This is a genomic window from Pseudomonas sp. GW823-FHT03E05, assembly GCF_058796855.1.
This window is the reverse complement of the sequence record NZ_JBXAJB010000002.1, coordinates 164,629-181,611: the sequence shown is the minus strand read 5'-3', so window position 1 is coordinate 181,611 and position 16,983 is coordinate 164,629. Positions and strand designations below refer to the sequence as shown.

Genomic DNA, 16,983 nt, shown 5'->3' with positions numbered 1-16,983 from the left:
TAGCGGCCTTCGCTTGCCAGCTCCTACGCTAGAAGGCGAACTGGCCGTCGAACACAGGCTTGTTGTCCACCGCCAGCACTCCGGAACTGAAGATCAGGTCCAGGTGATGGCTGCCTTTGGCGCCGCCCCCCAGGCCCAGGTGCAGGCCGCAATGGCGCTCTTCGAAGCCGGAGTTGCGCCCGTAGAGGGACCTGATGCCCTCGTTGGTGCCGATTCCCAGTTCCTCTATGCGCCGGTTGGACGGGTTGGCATCCAGGTACTTGTTGAAGTCATTGGCCAGCCCCGGCACCTCGGTGGCCACCCGGCTGATGCTGGAGTTCTCGATCCACAGTTCCAGCGGTGCTTTCAGCACCCCGTACTTGCGGGCGAAAGGGATGGTGCTGAGGAAGGTGCCGAGAAACTTCACATGGCCGTTGATGGCATCGCTGTGGGTGGCGATTTCCCCCGGTGCCAGGTCGTAGTTGCCGACGCCGTTGATGTCGGTCCATTTCTTCACGCTGTTCAAGGGCGCTTCGAAATATGAGCCCTGAAGGTCGCTGAAGCTCAGGGTGGTGGCCTGGGACAGGCGGCGGATCAGAGTGGCGTTGAGGTCGGCAATGCGTTGCGGCTCGACGCTGAAGGTGTCGTAGAAGTACTCGCCGTAATCCTTGAACAGCAGGGATTTCTTCCAGTGCTCGGCCATCAGCCCATGCAGTGGCCGCAGGAACTCCGGGCCGTCGGGGCGTGGCTGGGGCAGGGTCGAGGAGTCGTAGAAGAAGATGTACAGGTCACAGTCGATGATGGCCTGGGCAAGGGTCGCCGCCGGCTCCTGGTCCAGGCGCAGGGCGCTGACCGTCAGTGGGGTGGCCTGGCGCGACTGTTCGAGGATGGCGCTGACCATGGCCTGGTACTCGGCGGTGTGGCCGATCACCACCCTGGAGGGCTGGGCGCCGCTCAAGGCCGGATGCCGCTCGAGGTAGTACAGGAAATGGCGGATGGCGCGGGTCTGGTCCATAAAACCTCCCTGGAGGACAAAGGTGACCGGCGCAGGCACCAGGCCTGCACCGGTCCGGGCGCCTTACATCGGCCACATGGCAGTGCCGAATGGCACCACCGCGTCAGCCTGCATCATTTCCACTGCTGCTTCATGGGTGGCGGCTTCGAACCAGTCGTCCAGTTGCAGTTCGGTTTCCAGGTCTTGTTCCAGTGCTTGCATGGTGTCTCTCCTAGATACAGTGCGTGTAAGCAGTCCATTGGCGGAGCAGTTGAACAGCGGAGAACGGGAAGGTTGCTGGGCCGCTCATCCACTCCCGGAACTTGTCGGCTGGCTGAGCCGGCAAGTGGCTGGAAACCTAGTTCAGGGCATTTTGAAGTGCAAAAAAATAATTAGATTATTTTCTGCTGAACTTTATTTTCTATTTTTAGGTGAAATATTTATTCCCAGAAAACAAAAAGCTAAGGCTTTTCCGCTTGTCGGGCGGCGTGGGTGTCAATTTGCAGTCGGTTCGCCAGTTGATCTGGTTTGGCAATTTATCGTTACGACTCGTAAAGAAAAAATTACGAAATGCGCCGTGATCCGCCTGTAATCCGCGGCGATGGATGTGCTGTAAGGAAAAGCTGCCGGCAGTTGTTCGGGAAAGCCACCGCCGAGGCTCTAGCCCGCTTGTTCCGGGGCGCCAAGGCAGGTGAGATGCACACCTGCCTGCGTACAGGTGCATAACAAGAAGGAGGCGCAATGAACGCCGTAACCGATTTTCACCCACACCCTTCGATGGGCGATGGCCTTCGCTCATTCATCGACGACCCCACTCGGTCCGTCCACTTTCGCGCCGCCGATGCCGAGCATCGGGCTGGCCCCGCAGGATTCCGGTTACCGGCACGCTGATAAAGCGGTGTCTGGCGGCAGGGAGTCAGGGGTGTACAATGCGCGGCGTTTTAACTGTGACCCAACTGCGTACCCGCGCATTTTGCGCCTGAAACGTGCTTTCCAGACCGCTTGCGAGGCGCTGAAGAGCTCGCTGCAAGGCCAATAAACTCAAGGTTATCCACCTTGTTCACTCCGCCGCGTCACGAGCGTGGTGGGTTCGATTTCGTCACAGATAAAAACAAACAGGTGACGCATGACCGTTAAAAGAACGCTGAACTTCTGGTGCCTGCGCTGGGGTTTGATCCGCGCCGCTTAAGCCTTTACCGGGCGGCAACGTCTGACACACATTACCTTGCGTGAGAGCCTTTTCATGAGTGGACAAAACTCGCATTCGGGCGAACTGAAACGCGGCCTGAAGAATCGCCATATTCAACTGATCGCCCTGGGCGGCGCGATTGGTACCGGTTTGTTCCTGGGGTCGGCCGGGGTGCTCAAGTCCGCCGGCCCGTCGATGATCCTCGGTTATGCCATCTGCGGTTTCATCGCTTTCATGATCATGCGCCAGCTCGGCGAGATGATCGTCGAGGAGCCGGTGGCCGGCTCCTTCAGCCACTTTGCCCATAAATACTGGGGCGGCTTTGCCGGTTTCCTCTCGGGCTGGAACTGCTGGATCCTCTATATCCTGGTGGGCATGTCGGAGCTGACCGCGGTCGGCAAGTATGTGCACTACTGGTGGCCGGACGTCCCGACCTGGGCCTCGGCAGCCGTGTTCTTCGTCATGATCAACGCCATCAACCTGGCCAACGTCAAGGTCTTCGGCGAGGCCGAGTTCTGGTTCGCCATCATCAAGGTGGTCGCCATCGTCGGCATGATCGCCCTGGGCAGCTACCTGCTGGTCAGCGGCCACGGCGGCCCGCAGGCCTCGGTGAGCAACCTGTGGTCCCACGGCGGCTTCTTCCCCAATGGGGTCAGCGGCCTGGTGATGGCCATGGCAATCATCATGTTCTCCTTCGGCGGCCTGGAAATGCTCGGTTTCACTGCAGCGGAAGCCGACAAGCCGAAGACCGTGATCCCCAAGGCGATCAATCAGGTGATCTATCGCATCCTGATTTTCTACATCGGCGCCCTGGTGGTGCTGCTGTCGCTGACGCCGTGGGACACCCTGCTGGTGACCCTGAACGCTTCCGGCGATGCCTACAGCGGCAGCCCGTTCGTCCAGGTGTTCTCGATGCTGGGCAGCAACACCGCGGCGCACATCCTCAACTTCGTGGTCCTGACCGCGGCGCTGTCGGTGTACAACAGCGGCACCTATTGCAACAGCCGCATGCTCCTGGGCATGGCCGAGCAGGGCGATGCGCCCAAAGCCCTGGCCAAGATCGACAAGCGCGGCGTGCCGGTGATGTCGATCCTCGCTTCGGCGCTGGTGACCTTCGTCGCCGTGGTGCTCAACTACCTGATTCCGCAGCACGCCCTGGAGCTGCTGATGTCCCTGGTGGTGGCGACCCTGGTGATCAACTGGGCGATGATCAGCTACTCGCACTTCAAGTTCCGCCAGCACATGGAGCGTACCGGCCAGACCTCGCTGTTCAAGGCGCTGTGGTACCCCTACGGCAACTACGTCTGCCTGGCGTTCGTGGTGTTCATCCTGGGCATCATGCTGATGATTCCGGGCATCCAGATCTCGGTGTACGCGATCCCGGTGTGGGTGGTGTTCATGTGGGTCTGCTACTGCATCAAGAACAAGCGCAGTGCCCAGCACGCGCTGCAGGCAGCCAGTGCTTCGCTGAAGTAAGCGCGGCCCTGGCAACGACTAACCCGGCTCCGGCCGGGTTTTTCATGGCCGTGATTTTTGTCGGGGGCTGAGATCGCTTTCGCCGGCAAGCCGGCTCCTACGGTGTGCCTGCCCGCTGTAGGGGGCTGGCTTGCCAGCGAAGAGACCCGCAAGAGCGTGGGGAATGGGGGTATCCTATGCGCCCTGAAGACGGATCCCTGTTCCATGCTGGTGATTTCAAACAACGTGCATCTGCCGGATGCCGAGATCGAGCTGACCGCCATCCGTGCCCAGGGCGCCGGTGGGCAGAACGTCAACAAGGTGTCCAGCGCGGTGCACCTGCGCTTCGACATTCCGGCTTCGTCCCTGCCTCCGTTCTACAAGGAGCGCCTGCTGGCGCTGCGCGACAGCCGCATCACCAGTGACGGCGTGATCATCCTCAAGGCCCAGCAGTACCGCACCCAGGAGCAGAACCGCGCCGATGCCCTGGAGCGCCTCACCGAGCTGATTCTCAGCGCCATCAAGGTGGAGAAGAAGCGCCGCCCGACCAAGCCGACCCTGGGTTCGAAGAAGCGCCGCCTGGAGACCAAGGCCAAGCGCGGCAGCATCAAGGCCGGGCGCGGCAAAGTGGACTTCTAGCGCGCCTCGCGTTCCTGGCGCAGCTTGGGCGCCTGGTGGTACAGGTACAGGCTCAGCACCAGGCCGGTGCAGGCAGCGATGGCGGCGAACAGGAAGATCGAGGCAAAGCCGAAACCGGCAGCAATCGCCCCCGCCAGCGGGCCGGTGATGCCCAGCGACAGGTCGATGAACAGCGAGTAGGCCCCCACTGCCGCGCCGCGGCTGGAGGCTGGCACCAGGTTCACTGCTTCCACCCCCAGGGCCGGGAATACCAGGGAGAAGCCGAAGCCGCTCAGGGCTGCGCCGGCCAGGGCCCAATTGGCATCCGGGGCCAGCCACAGCAGCAACAGGCCGAGGGTTTCCACCGACAGGCAGGCAATCGCCACGCGAAAGCCGCCGAGACGGTTGATCAGGTTGCCGAACAGCAGTCGCGCGCCGATGAAACTGGCACCGAACAGGCTCAGGCACAGTACGGCGTTGTCCCAGTGCCGGGTGGCGTAGTACAGGGTGATGAAGGTGGCGATGGTGCCAAAGCCGATGGAGCCCAGGGCCAGGCCGCAGCCGTGGGGAAACACCTTGCCCAGCACGTGGATGAACGGCAAGCGCTCGCCGGCAACGATCGGCGCGGCGAGTTTCGGCCAGGCCAGCAGCAGGCCGAGCAGCGCCAGCAGGATGATGCTCGCTCCCATGCTCCACAGCCCCAGCCGGCTTACCAGCCACACCCCCAGCGGCGCGCCAATGGCCAGGGCGCCGTAGCTGGCGATGCCGTTCCAGGAAATCACCTTGGCGGTATTCTGCGCCCCGACCCGGCCGATGCCCCAGCCGATGGAGCCCGAGCCCACCAGGCTTTCCGCGCTGCCCAGGACCAGGCGGCCGATCAGCAGGCTGATCAGGCTCAGGGTCGGCAGGTTGTGCAGCCAGGCCGAAAGCAGCATGAACACCCCGCTCAAGCCGCAGCCGGCCAGGCCGTACATCACCGCGCGCTTGCTGCCCAGATTGTCGATGATGCGCCCGGCATAGGGCCGGCTGAGCAGGGTGGCCAGGTATTGCACGCTGATCACCAGGCCGGCGATCACCGCGCCAAAGCCCAGTTCGCTGTGCACGTAGCCCGGCAGCACCGCCAGCGGAATGCCGATATTCAGGTAGCCGATAAAGGTGAACAGGACGATGGAGACGACGTGCAGCGTGACCGTCAAGGGGCGCTGGGTATCTGGCATGGGGATCGGACCACTGCGACAGCTCAATAGATAGGCTGCTTATGATACCGATGTGCAGGGAGGGGTTGTGGGGGAAATCGATGTGTTGTTCAGATTTTTACCTGGCCGGAGTCGGTTCAGGCGTCATTGTTGCCCAGCAACCGGGTGGTGACCAAGGCGGCCAGGGCATTTTCCTGGGTGCCGAAGCGGGCCAGCAGAGCGGCCTGTTTTTCTTCGCTGAGGCGATTCCACACGTCGATCATCTGTTCGGCAGTGCCGATCAGCACGCTGGCTTGGGTTTCGCTGAAGGATTCGGTCATGGTGCGGCGGGGCTCGGGAGGAGGGTTTCAGGCGGTGTGGAAAGCGCTTGAGTAGCGCTTTCCACACGGTCTGGTTACAGCTTTCAGTCTTCGCTGTCGGCCTTGCGGCTGTCGGCGGCTTCTTGCACTACAGGCTTGTCGGCACTGGCTTGTGGCGGAGTTGTCTGCTCAGTTTCGTGCAGGCTTGGGAAGGGGAGATTCGGGATCTCATGCATGTCGTTGCTCCTCGCAAAGTCTGTTTTTTAAATCGCTGGGTAGATCCGCGCTTTTAAAAAGCCTGGGCAGGATACAGCAGTACAAATGACAGAAAGATTTTTATTTCCCCTCGGTCGAGGGTTATTCGTCAGGTTCTGGGTGCTTTGGCCGCGCATGAAACGGCATGTGCGGGCCGGCGATGGCGGCCCGGTGCAGCGCCGCATAAGGCGTTGCAACGGGCCTGTTGCCTAGGGTTGTGGCGGGTTGACGATGATCTTGCCGATCATCTGTGGGTGCAGCACGCAGAAGTACTGATAGATGCCGGGGGTATCGAACTGGTAGGAAAAACTGTCGTTGGTGTCCAGTGCGGCGGAACGGAACAGCTTGTGGGTCTCGGTCACCGTGTGCGGTATCTGGTCGTCATTGACCCAGGTGACCCGGGTGCCCGCGGTGATTTGCACATCCTGGGGGTTGTACATGAACGCGCGGATATCGATCTTCACCTCCTGGGCCCAGGCCGGCGTCGCCAGGCAACCCAGAAGCAGCAGCGTGAGCAATGTCTTCATCGCACGAGGACCTCAGACCAGAGTGGAGTCGAGCAGGGCCAGGGGGTGCTCGCCCTGGGTTGCGCGAACATCGGTGATGCCCAGGTAATTGCGCAACTGGTCGGCAGCCACGGTCATCGGCCCGGGGTTGGCCGCGGCACCGGGGGCTGGTTGCGGGTAGGCCGTGCCGCGAGCGGTGTGGAAGGTGATGTTGCCCTCGACTTTCTGGATGACCTGGTGGATATGGCCGTTGAGGACAGTCACCGAGCCGAAGCGGCGCAGCAGGGCGATGGCCTGGTCGCCGTCCTCCGTGCCCCAGCCCCAGGGCTGATAGATGGTCCACAGCGGGATATGGGTGAAGACTACGATCGGCGTGCTGCTGGCCACTGCCCGCAGGTCGTCCGCCAGCCAGGTCAGTTGCTCGGCGCCCAGGGTGGCTTCATGTCCGGGTTGCAGGTTGAAGACATTCACCAGGGCAATGAAGTGCACACCCTGCTGGTCGAAGCTGTACCAGCCGTTACCCCGGGTGCCCTTGCCATAGCGCTGCAGGTAAAGCTGGCCGCCGCCTTCATCCAGGGTGTCATGCTCGCCCGGTACGTAGTGCACGGTGGAGGGCAGGCCCTTGAGCAACTGGGCGGCGGTGTCGAACTCTTCGGCCCGGGAGAGGTGGGTGATGTCCCCGGTATGGAGGATCAGTGCGGGCCGTCTGGGTAGGGCAATGACCTTGTCGATGGCCACTTGCAGGGTCTTCACCGGTTCCGGGTTGGCTTCCTTGTTGAAGCCGATATGCGAGTCGCTGATCTGTACGAAGTGAAAGCTGCTGTTCAGTGCGGTGGGGTCGCTTGGCTGGCCTGTCTGGTCCAGGGCAAAGGCCCGCGGGATCCCTCCGCTCAAGGCCCAGATGACGCCGGCGCCGGCCCAGGCCGAGCACTTGAGCAAAGTGCGTCGGTCGGGGTTCTGCGGGCTGTCGGTGGCTCGGGTGTGCGATGTGGCATGGGTATCCATGGTGCGCCCTCGGTAGCGGTCTACAGTGATGGGTCTCACATCTGTAAAACCGTGCGGTGCGGGGCTTTATTCCAGGAAAGAAGTTTTTTATTTCGGGAATAAAACGCCGGCTTTCACCGTTATAGGGTGCAAAGGAGACGGAGCCACCATGACGCGATTCGAGGAACTGTTCCTGCCGCATCTGAATGCGGCCTATAACCTCGCGCGTTGGCTGACTGATAACGACAGCGCGGCCCAGGACGTGGTTCAGGAAAGCGCGTTTCGCGCAGTGAAGTTCCTCCATCGTTTCGACGGCAGCAACGCCAAGGCCTGGTTCCTGACCATAGTGCGCAACGAAAGCTACAACTGGCTCAAGGCATCGGCACGCCAGGGCGCGGTGGCTTTCGACGAGACCTGTGGCGAAGACGATCCGGCCCTGGCCGATGGACGAACACCGGAGTGGCAACTGATCCAGGGGCAGGAGGTGGAGCAGTTGCAGCAGGCGCTCCTGGCTCTGGCTCCGGTGTTTCGTGAGGTGATAGTGCTCAAGGAGTTGGAAGATATGCCCTACAAGGACATTGCGAAGATCGTTGATATCCCCCTGGGAACGGTCATGTCGCGTCTTGCCAGGGCACGTTCCATGCTCCGGCTGCAACTGCAGAAGTCCCGGCCATGATCAACGATATCGACTGCAAGACCTGTAGGGCGTGGCTGCATGGCTACCTAGACAACGAGTTGGAAACCAATGCCGCTGCCGAGGTGGCCGAGCACCTACGCCACTGTGCCGAATGTGCTCGGGAATATGCCGACGCCCGGCGTCTGGTGGCACAGCTCAAGGCTCACATGTCCTATCACCAGGCGCCGGTAGGCTTGGCCCAGCGTCTGCTGGCCAGCATCGACGCACCTGCCTCGCCTCCTGCGGGGTTGTTCCAGCGCTGGCTGGGAGGTGGCGGCTGGCGCTGGCTGGCCCCGGGATTTTCGAGCCTGGCGCTGGCCCTGGCCCTGGTGTTCTACCTGGCAGCGCCCACTGTCGAGCGGCCATGGCTGGATGAGGCAGTGTCCAGTCATGTGCGTTCGCTGATGGTTGATCACTTGAATGACGTGGTGTCCTCGGACCGGCACACGGTCAAGCCCTGGTTCACCGGCAAGCTGGATTTTGCCCCGCCGGTCTTCGACTTCAGTCAGCAGGGCTATCCGCTGCTGGGCGGGCGCCTGGACTACCTGCAGCAGCAAAGTGCGGCGGCCCTGACCTATGGTCATGGGCGGCACTTGATCAACCTGTTCATCCTGCCCACGGCGGATGCCGATGCAGCAGCGCAAAACCTCTCCTTGCGCGGCTATAACCTGGTGGCATGGCGGCGCAATCACCTGCGCTTCATCCTGGTGTCCGACCTGGAGCAGAGCGAGCTGGCGGCGTTGGGGCAGTTGATTCAGAAAGATCTTTGAGGCGGGGCGTTGTTGCGAGGGTGGGGCCAGGGCTTGCGAACTGGGGAAGCTAGCCCAGCCTCGGCACCGCAGTGCAGAGGCCGGGCTTGCCGGTAGGGGAGGGATCAGCCCTTGCAGACGCTGGCGATGGCGCTAGCCAGCAAGTCCAGGCGCGTGGCGTCGATTCCGGCCACGTTGGCGCGGCCGGAGCTGACCATGTACACGCTGTGGTGGTCACGCAGTTCCTGGACCTGGGCAGGGCTCAGGCCGGTGTAGGAGAACATTCCCCGTTGCACGCCGATATGGGCGAAGCGCTCGGCCAGGCCATGGGGTTGCAAGGCTTCCACCAGGCCGGCGCGCAGTTGCGCGATCCGCAGGCGCATGGCTTCCACTTCGTCGGCCCAGAGGCTTTTCAGCTCCGGATCGCCGAGGATGGTGGCGACCACCGCCGCGCCGTGATCCGGTGGCGTGGACCACAGGTTACGGGCGATATGGGCCAGTTGGCTGCGCACATCGAGCAGTTTCTCGGCGTCCTGGGTGCAGACGATCAAAGCGCCGGTCCGGTCGCGGTACAGGCCGAAGTTCTTCGAGCAGGAGCTGGTGATCAGCACTTCCGGCAGTTCGGCGGCGAACAGCCGCACGGCCCAGGCATCCTGCTCCAGGCCGTCGCCGAAGCCCTGGTAGGCGAAGTCGATCAGCGGCAGCAGCTTGCGGCTGCGTACCACGTCCAGCACGCGTTGCCAGTCGGCGTGGCCGAGGTCGAAGCCGGTGGGGTTGTGGCAGCAGGCGTGCAGCAGCACCACGTCGCCCTCGGGCACCTGGTTCAGGGTCGCCAGCATGGCCTCGACGTCCAGGCGGTTGTCGCTGCCCACATAGGGGTAGTGACTGACCTTGACCCCGGCCGCGGCAAAGATGGTCTCGTGGATCGGCCAGGTCGGGTTGCTCAGCCACACGCCACGGCCCGGCAGGCAGTGGGCGATGAAGTCGGCACTCAGGCGCAGGGCGCCAGTGCCGCCCGGGGTCTGCGTGGCGCCGGCACGCTGGGTGGCGATCAGTTTCGAATCGCTGCCCAGTACCAGTTCATTGATCACCTTGCCGAAGGCCGCGTCGCCATGGCCGCCGATGTAGATCTTGGTGTCCTGGCTGTCCACCAGGCGCTGTTCGGCCAGCTTCACCGAGCGCGGGATCGGCGTCAGGCCCTGGGAGTCCTTGTAGACCCCCACGCCGAGGTCGAACTTGCGCGGGTTGGGATCGTTGGCGTAGGCCCCCATCAGGCCGAGAATCGGGTCGCCGGGAACCCGGCCGATGGCGTCGAAGTGCATTACTTGCGTCCTTCTGCGGTCTTGGCCACTTCATCGGTGCGGGCTGCCATGATGAAGTCGTTGCGGTGCAGGCCCTTGATCGAGTGGCTCCACCAGGTCACGGTCACCTTGCCCCACTCGGTGAGCAGGCCCGGGTGGTGGCCTTCGGCCTCGGAGATCTCGCCCATGGCGTTGGTGAAAGCCAGGGCAAATTTGAAGTTCTTGAACAGGAAGACTTTTTCCAGCTGCATCACGCCATCGCGAACTTCGATGTTCCAGTCAGGGATCTGCTTGATCAGTACCGGCAGTTCTTCGTCGCTGACTTGAGGAGCATCGGCACGGCAGGCTTCGCAATGGGCTTGGTTCAGAGCGGTCATGGTGGGTTCCCAGGATTCAATTCTTGTTGGAAGTTACTATCTTTCGCAGCGGCTCGCGAGTGCGGGCCGCTCAGGCCGCCTTGGGTTTTGGCGGAAACTTGGGGGCGTGCAGGCCCAGCTGCATGCCTTGGTGGACCAGGGCCATGATGTCTTCGTGGGCCAGGTCGAACAGGCGCTTGAGGTTGGGCAGGGTGAAATAGATCGGCTGCAGGATGTCGATGCGATACGGCGTGCGCATGGCTTCCAGCGGGTCGAAGGCCTGGTGTTCCGGCTCTTCGGACAGGCTGTACACGGTCTCCTTGGGCGAGGACAGGATGCCGCCGCCGTAGATGCGCCGCCCGGCCGGGGTGTCCACCAGGCCGAACTCGATGGTCATCCAGTACAGCCGCGCCAGGTACACCCGCTCTTCCTTGGTGGCTTGCAGGCCGAGCTTGCCGTAGGTGTGGGTGAATTCGGCGAACCAGGGGTTGGTCAGCAGCGGGCAGTGGCCAAAGATCTCGTGGAAGATGTCCGGCTCTTGCAGGTAGTCGAGTTCTTCGCGGGTGCGAATGAAGGTCGCCACGGGAAAGCGCTTGCTGGCCAGCAGTTCGAAGAAAGTCTGGAAGGGGATCAGCGCCGGTACCCGGGCCACTTGCCAGCCGGTGGTTTCACCCAGGACCTTGTTGATTTCGCCCAGTTGCGGAATACGGTCGTGGGGCAAGCCGAGCTTGTCGATGCCGTCCAGGTACTCCTGGCACGCACGACCCTCGATCACTTTCAACTGGCGTGTGATCAGGGTGTTCCACACCGCGTGTTCTTCGGGTGGATAGTCGATAAAACCTTGCGCGTCGGGCTCGCGGGCCACGTACTGCGTCTGCTTCATGCTGCTCTCCTGCCAGGGGATGCGTTCTTGTTATGTGTGACCCCAGTGATACCCGAGGGTGCGACGCTTTGCAGCAGGTGGCCGGTGCGGGTAGAGGGCTGTCGTGCACCAATTTGTAAAGTAAACGTTACGAATCTGGCGGGGTCTCCACCCTGTGGTGGTTTTCAGGTTTGAAAAAGCGGTTTGCTGTCACATAATCTTGACGACTATCTGCGCCATCCTGCAGAAAGTTTGTAAAGCCCGATGCCATAAGCGTCGGTTTTCGGCGCTTATGCCTTTCACTGTCAGTCCCAGGGCCTTCCTTCTATGCGTATCAAAGTTCACTGCCAGAATCGCATCGGCATCCTGCGCGACATTCTCAACCTGCTGGTGGAATACGGGATCAACGTGGCCCGTGGCGAGGTGGGGGGCGAGCATGGCAATGCCATCTATCTGCACTGCCCGAACCTGATCAACCTGCAATTCCAGGCGCTGCGCCCCAAGTTCGAGTCCATCGCCGGGGTGTTTGGCGTCAAGCGAGTCGGGTTGATGCCCAGCGAGCGCCGGCACATGGAGCTCAATGCGCTGTTGGGGGCTCTGGAGTTCCCGGTGCTGTCCATCGACATGGGCGGCTCCATCGTGGCGGCGAACCGGGCCGCAGCGCAGTTGCTGGGAGTGCGGGTGGACGAGGTGCCAGGCATTCCCCTGTCGCGCTACGCCGAAGACTTCGACCTGCCGGAACTGGTGCGGGCCAACCAGTCGCGGATTAACGGGTTGCGGGTCAAGGTCAGGGGCGATGTGTTCCTGGCGGACATCGCGCCGCTGCAATCGGAACATGACGACAGCGAAGCCATGGCCGGCGCGGTATTGACCTTGCACCGGGCGGATCGCGTTGGCGAGCGCATCTACAACGTGCGCAAGCAGGAGCTGCGGGGCTTCGACAGCATCTTCCAGAGTTCGAAAGTCATGGCGGCGGTGGTGCGTGAGGCGCGGCGCATGGCGCCGCTGGATGCGCCGCTTTTGATCGAGGGCGAGACCGGGACCGGCAAGGAGCTGCTGGCCCGTGCCTGTCACCTGGCCAGCCCGCGCGGGCAGTCGCCGCTGATGGCCCTGAACTGCGCCGGGTTGCCGGAGTCCATGGCCGAGACCGAGCTGTTCGGCTACGGCCCCGGCGCCTTCGAGGGGGCTCGGGCAGAGGGCAAGCTGGGGCTGCTGGAGCTGACCGCCGGTGGCACCCTGTTTCTCGACGGGGTAGGGGAGATGAGCCCGCGCTTGCAGGTCAAGCTGCTGCGCTTCCTGCAGGATGGCTGCTTCCGCCGGGTCGGCAGCGATGAAGAGGTGTACCTGGATGTGCGGGTGATCTGCGCGACCCAGGTGGATCTTTCCGAGTTGTGCGCCAGGGGCGAGTTCCGTCAGGACCTCTATCACCGGTTGAATGTGCTGTCCCTGCACATTCCGCCATTGCGCGAATGCCTCGACGGCCTGACCCCCCTGGTGGAGCACTTTCTCGACCAGGCCAGCCGGCAGATCGGTTGCCCGTTGCCGCGTCTGGCGCCGGCGGCCATGGAACGCCTCAGTCACTACCACTGGCCGGGCAATGTGCGGCAACTGGAGAACGTGCTGTTTCAGGCGGTTTCCCTGTGCGATGGCGGTACGGTCAAGACCGAGCACATCCGGCTGCCGGACTATGGTGCGCGCCAGCCGCTTGGCGATTTCTCCCTGGAGGGTGGCCTGGAACAGATTGTCGGGCGCTTTGAAAAGGCCGTGCTCGAGAGTCTGTACGCCGAGCACCCCAGCAGCCGTCAGCTGGGCAAGCGGCTGGGGGTTTCCCACACCACCATCGCCAACAAGCTGCGCGAATACGAGGTCGGCAAGAATGCCGGCGACAATCCCTAGGCTTGTATCCGGGCCGTTACTTGCCGGTAGCGGCATAAGACCGCCGTTTTTCCGTCTTCTGCCAACGCTGTTTTTTCCTCTGTAATCAGGCAAAGCCTTGCCCCGCCTGGGGATCACCACTGCGTGAAAAAGTTGGTGCGCTTATTGCTTATGGCTTCGCAGTACAGCGGTGGGCGGCAAACGTCCGGCAGACAGAGGAAAGACTGTGGACAAGTACCTTTATGTGGCAATGACCGGCGCCAGCCAGAATGCACTGGCGCAAAAGGCTCATGCCAACAATCTGGCGAACATCTCTACCAATGGTTTTCAGCGCGACCTGGAGCAGGCCCGTGCGATGCCGGTATTTGGTGACAGCTTTCCGGCGCGCGCCTTTGCCATGAGCGAGCGCCCGGCAACGGATTTCAGTGCCGGCTCGATGGTGGAGACCGGTCGTGACCTGGACGTGGCCGTCAGCGGCAACGGCTGGATCGCCGTGCAGAGCCCCGACGGCAGCGAAAGCTATGTGCGTACCGGCAGTTTGAATGTCGACGCCCTGGGTGTGCTGCGCGCCGGCAACGGTATGCCGGTGATGGGCAACGGCGGCCCGATCGCCGTGCCGCCCGAGCAGAAGATCGAAGTTGGCCAGGACGGCACCATCAGTATCCGTGCCATGGGCGAGGGCCCGCGAGTCATGGCCGAGGTCGACCGCATCAAGCTGGTCAACCCGGACATCAAGAACCTCACCAAAGGCCTGGACGGCTCGATCAAGACCAAGGACGGCCAGCCGGCACCCGCCGACGCCAACGTCCAGCTGGTCTCGGGTTTCCTTGAGTCGAGCAACGTCAACGCCGTGCAGGAAATGACCGCGGTGCTGGCCCTGTCCCGGCAGTTCGAATTGCACGTGAAGATGATGAACAGCGCCAAAGAAGACGACCAGGCCATGGCTCGGGTCTTGCAGATCAGCTAATTACCAGTATCTAGCGCCGTAAAACAGGCGCGAGAGGAGAAATCAATGCTTCCGGCTCTATGGGTTGCCAAAACCGGTCTGTCCGCCCAGGACACCAACCTGACCGTCATTTCCAACAACCTGGCGAACGTCTCGACCACGGGCTTCAAACGTGATCGCGCCGAGTTCCAGGACCTGCTGTACCAGATCAAGCGTCAGCCGGGGGCCCAGTCCACCCAGGACAGCGAGCTGCCAACCGGCCTGCAGGTCGGTACCGGTGTGCGCATTGTCGGCACCCAGAAGAACTTCACCGCCGGCAGCCTGCAGACCACCGAGCAGCCTCTGGACCTGGCCATCAACGGCCGCGGTTTCTTCCAGATCCTGCAGCCCGATGGCACCACGGCCTACACCCGTGACGGTACTTTCCACCTGAACTCCGACGGCCAGATCGTCACCGCCAGCGGTTTTGCCCTGGAGCCTGCGGTTGTCGTGCCCAACGATGCACAGACCTTCACCGTAGGCCAGGACGGCACCGTGTCCATCACCATTGCCGGCAACCCGGCGTCCCAGGTGATCGGCAACCTGCAAACCGCCGACTTCATCAACCCGGCGGGCCTGCAGGCCCAAGGCAACAACCTGTTCCTGGAAACCGCCGCCAGTGGCGCGCCGCAGATCGGTACCCCGGGCCTCAACGGTTTCGGCACCACGCTGCAGAATACCCTGGAAGCCTCCAACGTCAGCACCGTTGAGGAGATGGTCAACATGATCACCACTCAGCGCGCTTACGAGATGAACTCCAAGGTGATCTCCACCGCGGACCAGATGCTCTCGTTCATTACGCAGAAGCTGTAATCAAGTCTTGAGGTCGCCACGGGTCTGAAGTGGCGCACCGGCAACATCGTGAGGAAGGGTCATGAATCGGTTTATTTGTGTTCTAGCGCTGAGTGGGAGTGCCGTGCTCGCGGGCTGTGTCGCCCCGCCGCCCAAGCCCAATGACCCTTACTACGCGCCGGTGCTGCCGCGTACGCCGCTGCCTTCCGCGTCCAACAACGGTTCGATCTACCAGGCCGGCTTCGAGCAGAACCTGTACAGCGACCGCAAGGCGTTCCGGGTCGGTGACATCATCACCATCACCCTGAACGAGCGGACCAACGCCAGCAAGGGTGCCAACTCGGCGCTGACCAAGACCAGTTCCAACAGCATTGGCCTGACCTCGCTGTTCGGTGCCGTGCCCAACACCAACAACCCGCTGGGCGACGGCGACCTGACCCTGAATGCCGGCTACAGCGGCAATCGCGCCACCAAGGGCGACAGCAAGGCGGCCCAGAGCAATAGCCTGACCGGTTCGATCACCGTGACCGTGGCCGACGTACTGCCCAACGGCATCATCGCGGTGCGCGGCGAGAAGTGGATGACCCTCAACACCGGCGATGAGCTGGTGCGGATTGCAGGCCTGGTACGGGCGGACGACATCGCCACCGACAACACCGTGTCCTCGACCCGGGTCGCGGATGCACGCATTACCTATTCGGGCACCGGCTCGTTTGCCGATGCCAACCAGCCTGGCTGGTTCGACCGTTTCTTCCTCAGCCCGCTGTTCCCTTTCTAGGTGATGAAAAGACTCATGCTCAATTTCAAGCACCTGATGGCGGCGGCGTTGTTGCTGTCCACTTCCCTTGGCGTCCAGGCCGAGCGGTTGAAGGACATCGCCAGCATTTCCGGCGTGCGTTCCAACCAATTGATCGGCTATGGCCTGGTGGTCGGGCTTAACGGTACCGGCGACCAGACTACCCAGACGCCGTTCACCCTGCAGACCTTCAACAACATGCTGTCGCAGTTCGGCATCAAGGTGCCGGCCGGCTCCGGCAACGTGCAGTTGAAGAACGTCGCGGCGGTGTCGGTGAGTGCCGATCTGCCGGCGTTCGCCAAGCCGGGCCAGCAGGTGGATATCACCGTGTCCTCCATTGGTAACTCCAAGAGCCTGCGTGGCGGCACCTTGCTGCTGACGCCGCTCAAGGGTATCGACGGCAACGTCTACGCCATCGCCCAGGGCAACCTGGTGGTGGGTGGTTTCGATGCCGAAGGACGCGACGGTTCGAAGATCACCGTCAACGTACCATCGGCCGGGCGGATTCCTGGTGGCGCCTCGGTCGAGCGTGCCGTGCCCAGTGGTTTCAACCAGGGCAACAGCCTGACCCTGAACCTCAACCGTTCGGATTTCACCACCGCCAAGCGCATCGTCGACAAGATCAACGACATGCTCGGCCCAGGCGTGGCCCAAGCCATCGACGGTGGCTCGATCCGGGTGACCGCGCCCCTGGACCCAAGCCAGCGTGTGGACTACCTGTCGATCCTGGAGAACCTGGAGATCGATCCGGGGCAGGCGGTGGCCAAGGTCATCATCAACTCCCGTACCGGCACCATCGTCATCGGCCAGAACGTCAAGGTCTCGCCGGCGGCGGTGACCCACGGCAGCCTGACCGTGACCATTACCGAAGACCCGATCGTCAGCCAGCCCGGCCCTCTGTCCAATGGCCAGACCGCGGTGGTGCCCCGCTCGCGGGTCAATGCTCAGCAGGAAGCCAAGCCGATGTTCAAGTTCGGCCCGGGCACCACTCTGGATGAGATCGTCCGGGCGGTGAACCAGGTGGGCGCGGCGCCAGGCGACTTGATGGCCATCCTCGAAGCCTTGAAACAGGCCGGCGCCTTGCAGGCCGACCTGATCGTGATTTGAGGTGAGCGC

At 62.5% G+C, this 16,983-nt stretch carries 20 protein-coding genes; 10 read left to right on the top strand and 10 right to left on the bottom strand.

Annotation, left to right across the window (positions count from 1 at the left end):
* Window positions 1–28: 28 nt before the first annotated feature.
* Entirely contained in the window at window positions 29–994 is a 966-nt protein-coding gene (locus AC1RCO_RS08490) for a CgnE/CgnB domain-containing protein (protein ID WP_015634612.1), read from the bottom strand.
* A gap of 63 nt (window positions 995–1,057) precedes the next feature.
* Window positions 1,058–1,195, bottom strand: a complete 138-nt coding sequence (locus AC1RCO_RS08485) for a hypothetical protein (RefSeq protein ID WP_011059941.1) — start codon at window positions 1,193–1,195, stop codon at window positions 1,058–1,060.
* A 49-nt stretch (window positions 1,196–1,244) separates the two neighbouring features.
* On the opposite strand from AC1RCO_RS08485, the gene AC1RCO_RS08480 reads away from it, so the two are divergent.
* From AC1RCO_RS08480 to arfB, 3 genes are all read left to right on the top strand, one after another.
* Window positions 1,245–1,565 carry a hypothetical protein gene (locus AC1RCO_RS08480; RefSeq protein WP_125062206.1) on the top strand — a complete coding sequence of 107 codons (321 nt, stop codon included), beginning with the start codon at window positions 1,245–1,247 and terminating at the stop codon, window positions 1,563–1,565.
* A gap of 651 nt (window positions 1,566–2,216) precedes the next feature.
* On the top strand, window positions 2,217–3,638 hold the full coding sequence (locus tag AC1RCO_RS08475; protein ID WP_011059942.1) for an amino acid permease: 1,422 nt from the start codon (window positions 2,217–2,219) through the stop codon (window positions 3,636–3,638).
* A 204-nt stretch (window positions 3,639–3,842) separates the two neighbouring features.
* Entirely contained in the window at window positions 3,843–4,256 is a 414-nt protein-coding gene (gene arfB / locus AC1RCO_RS08470; protein WP_011059943.1) for an alternative ribosome rescue aminoacyl-tRNA hydrolase ArfB, read from the top strand.
* Here the strand turns inward: arfB and AC1RCO_RS08465 are convergent.
* The 5 genes from AC1RCO_RS08465 to AC1RCO_RS08445 all read right to left on the bottom strand — a co-directional run bounded on the left by AC1RCO_RS08465 (window position 4,253) and on the right by AC1RCO_RS08445 (window position 7,496).
* Entirely contained in the window at window positions 4,253–5,452 is a 1,200-nt protein-coding gene (locus AC1RCO_RS08465; RefSeq protein WP_011059944.1) for an MFS transporter, read from the bottom strand. The two genes, arfB and AC1RCO_RS08465, sit on opposite strands and share 4 nt — an antisense overlap.
* Window positions 5,453–5,568: 116 nt before the next feature.
* A complete protein-coding gene (locus AC1RCO_RS08460; protein WP_011059945.1) occupies window positions 5,569–5,751 on the bottom strand; it encodes a hypothetical protein in 183 nt (60 codons plus the stop codon).
* A gap of 83 nt (window positions 5,752–5,834) precedes the next feature.
* A complete protein-coding gene (locus tag AC1RCO_RS08455) occupies window positions 5,835–5,966 on the bottom strand; it encodes a hypothetical protein (RefSeq protein ID WP_015634613.1) in 132 nt (43 codons plus the stop codon).
* A gap of 228 nt (window positions 5,967–6,194) precedes the next feature.
* Window positions 6,195–6,512, bottom strand: coding sequence for a plastocyanin/azurin family copper-binding protein (locus AC1RCO_RS08450; protein ID WP_065363351.1), 318 nt, complete (start codon window positions 6,510–6,512; stop codon window positions 6,195–6,197).
* A gap of 12 nt (window positions 6,513–6,524) precedes the next feature.
* Entirely contained in the window at window positions 6,525–7,496 is a 972-nt protein-coding gene (locus AC1RCO_RS08445; protein ID WP_492617630.1) for a metallophosphoesterase family protein, read from the bottom strand.
* A gap of 148 nt (window positions 7,497–7,644) precedes the next feature.
* Between AC1RCO_RS08445 and AC1RCO_RS08440 the strand changes: the two genes are divergently transcribed.
* Complete coding sequence (locus AC1RCO_RS08440; RefSeq protein ID WP_065363353.1) at window positions 7,645–8,151, top strand: sigma-70 family RNA polymerase sigma factor; 507 nt, start codon at window positions 7,645–7,647, stop codon at window positions 8,149–8,151.
* Entirely contained in the window at window positions 8,151–8,921 is a 771-nt protein-coding gene (locus AC1RCO_RS08435; protein WP_492617765.1) for an anti-sigma factor family protein, read from the top strand. Before AC1RCO_RS08440 ends, AC1RCO_RS08435 begins: the two co-directional genes overlap by 1 nt.
* 104 nt (window positions 8,922–9,025) lie before the next feature.
* Here the strand turns inward: AC1RCO_RS08435 and AC1RCO_RS08430 are convergent, their stop codons facing one another.
* The 3 genes from AC1RCO_RS08430 to phhA form a co-directional block, all read right to left on the bottom strand.
* A complete protein-coding gene (locus AC1RCO_RS08430) occupies window positions 9,026–10,222 on the bottom strand; it encodes an amino acid aminotransferase (RefSeq protein ID WP_065363354.1) in 1,197 nt (398 codons plus the stop codon).
* Complete coding sequence (locus AC1RCO_RS08425) at window positions 10,222–10,578, bottom strand: 4a-hydroxytetrahydrobiopterin dehydratase (RefSeq protein ID WP_007930096.1); 357 nt, start codon at window positions 10,576–10,578, stop codon at window positions 10,222–10,224. The genes AC1RCO_RS08430 and AC1RCO_RS08425 overlap by 1 nt, the downstream gene beginning before the upstream one ends.
* Window positions 10,579–10,648: 70 nt before the next feature.
* The gene (phhA, locus tag AC1RCO_RS08420) at window positions 10,649–11,440 is read right to left on the bottom strand and encodes a phenylalanine 4-monooxygenase (protein WP_011059947.1); all 792 of its coding nucleotides are present in this window, start codon (window positions 11,438–11,440) and stop codon (window positions 10,649–10,651) included.
* Window positions 11,441–11,746: 306 nt separating this feature from the next.
* Between phhA and AC1RCO_RS08415 the strand changes: the two genes are divergently transcribed.
* From AC1RCO_RS08415 to AC1RCO_RS08395, 5 genes are all read left to right on the top strand, one after another.
* On the top strand, window positions 11,747–13,315 hold the full coding sequence (locus AC1RCO_RS08415) for a sigma-54-dependent phenylalanine hydroxylase transcriptional regulator PhhR (RefSeq protein ID WP_047284476.1): 1,569 nt from the start codon (window positions 11,747–11,749) through the stop codon (window positions 13,313–13,315).
* 205 nt (window positions 13,316–13,520) lie between these two features.
* The gene (flgF, locus tag AC1RCO_RS08410; RefSeq protein WP_041116646.1) at window positions 13,521–14,261 is read left to right on the top strand and encodes a flagellar basal-body rod protein FlgF; all 741 of its coding nucleotides are present in this window, start codon (window positions 13,521–13,523) and stop codon (window positions 14,259–14,261) included.
* A 45-nt stretch (window positions 14,262–14,306) separates the two neighbouring features.
* Complete coding sequence (gene flgG, locus AC1RCO_RS08405) at window positions 14,307–15,092, top strand: flagellar basal-body rod protein FlgG (protein ID WP_011059950.1); 786 nt, start codon at window positions 14,307–14,309, stop codon at window positions 15,090–15,092.
* 61 nt (window positions 15,093–15,153) lie between these two features.
* Window positions 15,154–15,849: a flagellar basal body L-ring protein FlgH gene (flgH, locus tag AC1RCO_RS08400; RefSeq protein WP_011059951.1), complete on the top strand. Its 696-nt coding sequence runs from the start codon at window positions 15,154–15,156 to the stop codon at window positions 15,847–15,849.
* Window positions 15,850–15,864: 15 nt separating this feature from the next.
* The gene (locus tag AC1RCO_RS08395) at window positions 15,865–16,974 is read left to right on the top strand and encodes a flagellar basal body P-ring protein FlgI (protein WP_011059952.1); all 1,110 of its coding nucleotides are present in this window, start codon (window positions 15,865–15,867) and stop codon (window positions 16,972–16,974) included.
* Window positions 16,975–16,983 lie beyond the last annotated feature (9 nt).